This window comes from Deltaproteobacteria bacterium (assembly GCA_016874775.1).
Lineage (GTDB): Bacteria > Desulfobacterota > Binatia > Bin18 > Bin18 > VGTJ01.
The window spans coordinates 1-4,205 of record VGTJ01000301.1 but is presented as its reverse complement, the minus strand read 5'-3'; the positions used below and the strand labels follow the sequence as shown (position 1 = coordinate 4,205).

Genomic DNA, 4,205 nt, shown 5'->3' with positions numbered 1-4,205 from the left:
GCACACAATGGTCTCGTCTCTCATCCCTGCTCTTGTGCAGAGGCTCTCCACTCCGGTCAATCACTATTGCGGTAAGTTGTTTCCTGCCACCGCCTAACCAATGAAAAATTATGAATTAAAAATGAAAAATGCGGTATAGCGGAGCGACAATGAGAGAGGTCGTGAACGACAAGTTTCAATTGCTCATTCTTCATTTTTAATTTTTTATTACCCAAGCTATGCCTATCTACGCATACACAGGGTTAACCTCCCAAGGGAGAGCGGTTGCGGGCGTAATCGATGCTGATAGCCCGAAGACTGCCCGAATATCCCTGCGCCGTACGGGCATCTTTCCCACCGCTGTTCGGGAAGAACAGACCGCTACGGCAACGACCAACAGCCGAGCATCGGACAGTATCAGTCACGGATTTGAGCGAGTTTCAGCGCAAGATTTAGCCTTACTCACGCGACAGTTTGCCACGCTGACTAAAGCTGGTTTACCACTGATCGAATGCTTAGGCACGTTGATTGAGCAAGTCGAACAAGCACGCCTCAAACGTGTGCTGACCCATGTGCGTCAGCAAGTACGTGAAGGACGTTCTTTAGCCGATGCCTTACAAGCGCATCCACGGGTGTTTTCTGGCATCTACGTCAACATGGTCCGCGCCGGAGAAGAAAGTGGTACCCTCGACGCCGTTTTGGCGCGGCTCGCAGACTATAGTGAGAGCCAGGCCCGTCTGTTGCGGACAGTACAGTCGGCATTGACCTATCCGGTAATCATGATTGTTGTGTCGCTGGCTATCCTGACATTCTTGCTGACCTATGTTGTTCCGCAAGTCACAAAGATTTTTACCGAGACTGGACGGCCTTTGCCGCTGGCGACGCGCATTCTCCTTGGTTGTTCATCTTTCTTTGCGCACTATTGGTGGCCCCTCTTGTTGCTGCTCGCGATCGGGACGCTTATTGCTGTACGATTTGTGCGTACGCCTAAAGGGCGGGAGCGGTATGACCGCCTGCTTTTACGGCTCCCGTGGGTCGGAAAGCTTGTCCAACGTCTCAATGTCGCACGCTTTGCACGTACGATGAGTACGTTGCTTGCCAGCGGAGTACCGATTTTAACCGCGCTGGGAATCGTGACGCATCTGTTAAGCAACTCGCTGTTACGTCGTGCGGTGGAAGCTGCGCGCGCAAGTGTCCAAGAAGGTGAAAGCCTCGCGGCACCACTAGGACGTAGTGGCTTGTTCCCGGCACTGCTCACGCAAATGGTTGCGGTTGGGGAACGCAGTGGAGAACTCGAAAGTATGCTGGCGCGGGCTGCGGATGCCTACGACGAAGAGGTGACAGTTGCCCTCTCGCGCGTGACCAGTCTATTAGAGCCGTTCACGATTCTGCTGATGGGTGGAATTATCTTGTTCATTGTGTTGGCGATCCTCTTGCCGATTTTTGACCTGAACCAATTAGTGCATTGATGCACTGGCAGGGCCTTGCTAAGCTAGTCACGGATGTTGTTGAGGAGGTGGTGGTATGAGGAACTTTCAGTTCAAAGTTCAAGCATTGCGGACTGCGGACTGCGGATTGCGGATTGGCAGAACACTTCTTCGAAATATCAGTCTTGAAACGCATCACGCATCACGTCTTTCCTCCCAGGTCTCCAAGTTTTTGCCTTAAGCCGAAGAGGTTTCACCCTCATCGAAGTCATGGTGGTGGTGTTTATCCTTGGGTTGCTTGTGACGTTGGTTGCACCAAAAGTGATGGGGCGAACTGACGAGGCAAAGCGGACCAAAGCCGCGGCTGATCTCCGCGCTGTTCAGCAGGCACTGAACCTCTACCGACTTGATAATGGTGGGTATCCTACAACCGACCAAGGGTTGCAGGCACTTGTGACGAAGCCTCAGGGTGGAAGTGTTCCGCACCGCTGGAATCCAGAAGGGTATCTAGAAAAAGTACAGACCGATCCGTGGGGTCATCCGTACATGTATCTGAGCAACGGCGAACGTTATACGCTGAAGTCGTTGGGTGCAGACGGCGAAGAAGGTGGAGAGGGGAAGTATGCGGATCTGGATAGCCGCGACCTCTAGGGAGGAGACGGGGAGACGGGGAGACGGGGAAACGGCAAGGTGCCTTTTCTTCGCGTTTCAGGTTTCAGGTCTCAGGTTTCAGGTTTGTTTTGACGAGCCCCCAGCCCCCAGCCCCCAGCCCCAAGGGCTTTACTCTGCTCGAACTCTCCCTCACGCTGTTCATTATCGGACTGTTAGTGACTGCGCTCCTTCCTCGATTTGGTGACATCGGTGGGGCGAGATTAGAGAACAGCGCGCGACGGTTAGCGGCGCTGGTGCGCTATGTTAATGGTGAAGCCGCGTTTAGCGGTCGAGTCTATCGGATTCGCTACGATCTGAGGGAACAGTCTTATGCCGTACAAGTGCTGGTCCCGTCGCGTGGCGCGACCGAGTTTGTCGCCGATCCTTCACCGATGTCGCAACCGGTGAGATTGCCTTCGGGGATTGCTTTTGCCGATGTGCATATTGCCCAAGCTGGGCGGCTGAATACCGGCCAAGTGTTCACCCATTTTTATCCACATGGCTATGTCGATCCGACTGTCGTGCATCTACGTGACCAACGAGACCGAACGATGACTGTCATGATTCCGCCAGTGACTGGTGAGGCGAGGATATACGAGGGGTATGTCGATGGCTCTCGCTAGAGGCTTGGGATATGAGGATCACGTCTCACGTCTCACGTATCACGTGCTTACCGGTGCGTGTTGCGTGTTACGTGCAATCCTAAATCCCAAATCCCGGCTCTCAAATTTCAAGGGTTTTACCCTCCTCGAAGTCCTCGTCGCTTTTGCTGTTCTTGCCGTTGCGCTTGTCGGTTTGCTCGGGTTGCACAATCGGAACTTAGTGCTCACCATGCGCGCCGAACGGGTCAGCACCGCAACATTACTGGCCCGCGAGATGCTAACACGTACACAGTTAGAAGGACAAAACGCGACGAAGATGACAAGTGGTGATTTTGCCGAAATGCACCCAGGACGATATCCAGAGTTTCGTTGGCAGCGCACGGTGCGGCCAGCGCCAGTTGATGGTCTATGGGAGCTACGGGTCAACGTCCTCTGGGGTGACCGTGAAGATGAACGTTGTGAGCTGATTCTGTTTACGCCACTCTCATAAGGCAGAACGATGAGTTTCACGTTTCAGGTCCCATGTCCAAGGTCTAAAGTCCAAGGTCCAATTGCGGATTGCGGATTACGCAACACGCAACACGCAACATGTATCGCTGTCCAAGCCCCAAGCCCCAAAGGTTTCACCCTCCTCGAAGTCCTTGTCGCCAGTTCCATTCTCAGCATTGTTCTCGCTATTCTTTACGGCGTATTTTCACAAACTCTGAAGAGTAGGCAGATTGCCGAAGAGCGCGCAGCGCTTTCACGAACGGCGCGAGTGGTTTTGCTCCGGATCGGAGAAGACTTACAAGCGAGTTTTCCCTTTGCTGCGGGAAATGCGCGCTTTACGGGAGAAACGCGACGAACCTCCTCATTTCCTCAAGCGTCTATGTCTTTTATGTCCTTTGCTAGCGGACAACTGACTGCTGGAGGGCGCGAAGGAGACTGGAGCGAGATCGCGTACGACCTGATCCCCGACCCGTTAACGCCGACCTTATGGCAATTGATCCGTCGCGTACGGCTGAGTGCCGAAACAACACGAGTGGCATCCGAGGGGGAGATGCTACCGCTCCTCTCGCGGGTGCAAGGATTGCGCTTGCGCTTCTTTGATGGGCGGGGATGGGCTGAAGAATGGGGACGAGACCAAACCCGTGGGCGTATTCCGCACGCGGTTGAGGTCGAACTGATGCTGGCTGTGAGTGACAGCCGCAAGCGACAACGCACGTTGCCATCAGACGCAGTGAGATTCTCGACTGTGGTCGATTTGCCCTTAGCTCGTGCAGGTGGAGCCGTGAGCCGCCCAGGGGGTGGGCTGTGAGCAAAGCCTCCTCGGTACAGAAGTTATTGCTCAATTCCGTTGAGCCCATGACAAAAAATGGAGCCGTGTTTCGCCAGGTTTGGCACGAACGGCTAGTTCTTATGAGGGCCGGGGCCCCTGCCGCCATCCCTGTAAAGGTCGGTTGACTACCGTCGCATCGCCAGAATCCGCGCAGTCGATACGTGCGTTTGTTTTTTGCCACTCAGTTTGTGAGGTACTGGCTTCTTCGGCCCGCGTTTGGACTTGGTG

5 protein-coding genes are annotated in these 4,205 nt (G+C 54.2%); all 5 read left to right on the top strand.

Annotated elements, in window-relative coordinates; genetic code table 11:
• The first annotated feature begins 218 nt into the window (after positions 1 to 218).
• The 5 genes from gspF to FJ147_27645 all read left to right on the top strand — a co-directional run bounded on the left by gspF (position 219) and on the right by FJ147_27645 (position 3,956).
• Positions 219 to 1,448 carry a type II secretion system protein GspF gene (gspF, locus tag FJ147_27665; protein ID MBM4259662.1) on the top strand — a complete coding sequence of 410 codons (1,230 nt, stop codon included), beginning with the start codon at positions 219 to 221 and terminating at the stop codon, positions 1,446 to 1,448.
• 228 nt (positions 1,449 to 1,676) lie between these two features.
• Entirely contained in the window at positions 1,677 to 2,057 is a 381-nt protein-coding gene (gene gspG / locus FJ147_27660; protein ID MBM4259661.1) for a type II secretion system protein GspG, read from the top strand.
• Between the two features lie 89 nt (positions 2,058 to 2,146).
• Positions 2,147 to 2,680 carry a prepilin-type N-terminal cleavage/methylation domain-containing protein gene (locus tag FJ147_27655; protein MBM4259660.1) on the top strand — a complete coding sequence of 178 codons (534 nt, stop codon included), beginning with the start codon at positions 2,147 to 2,149 and terminating at the stop codon, positions 2,678 to 2,680.
• A complete protein-coding gene (locus FJ147_27650) occupies positions 2,661 to 3,149 on the top strand; it encodes a prepilin-type N-terminal cleavage/methylation domain-containing protein (GenBank protein ID MBM4259659.1) in 489 nt (162 codons plus the stop codon). Before FJ147_27655 ends, FJ147_27650 begins: the two co-directional genes overlap by 20 nt.
• A gap of 9 nt (positions 3,150 to 3,158) precedes the next feature.
• Complete coding sequence (locus FJ147_27645) at positions 3,159 to 3,956, top strand: prepilin-type N-terminal cleavage/methylation domain-containing protein (protein MBM4259658.1); 798 nt, start codon at positions 3,159 to 3,161, stop codon at positions 3,954 to 3,956.
• Positions 3,957 to 4,205: the final 249 nt, after the last annotated feature.

Bases quoted from the DNA above. Each gene is read 5' to 3' on its own strand.
- gspF (MBM4259662.1), top strand. From the start codon at position 219: ATGCCTATCTACGCATACACAGGGTTAACCTCCCAAGGGAGAGCGGTT.
- gspG (MBM4259661.1), top strand. From the start codon at position 1,677: ATGGTGGTGGTGTTTATCCTTGGGTTGCTTGTGACGTTGGTTGCACCA.
- FJ147_27650 (MBM4259659.1), top strand. From the start codon at position 2,661: ATGTCGATGGCTCTCGCTAGAGGCTTGGGATATGAGGATCACGTCTCA.
- FJ147_27645 (MBM4259658.1), top strand. From the start codon at position 3,159: ATGAGTTTCACGTTTCAGGTCCCATGTCCAAGGTCTAAAGTCCAAGGT.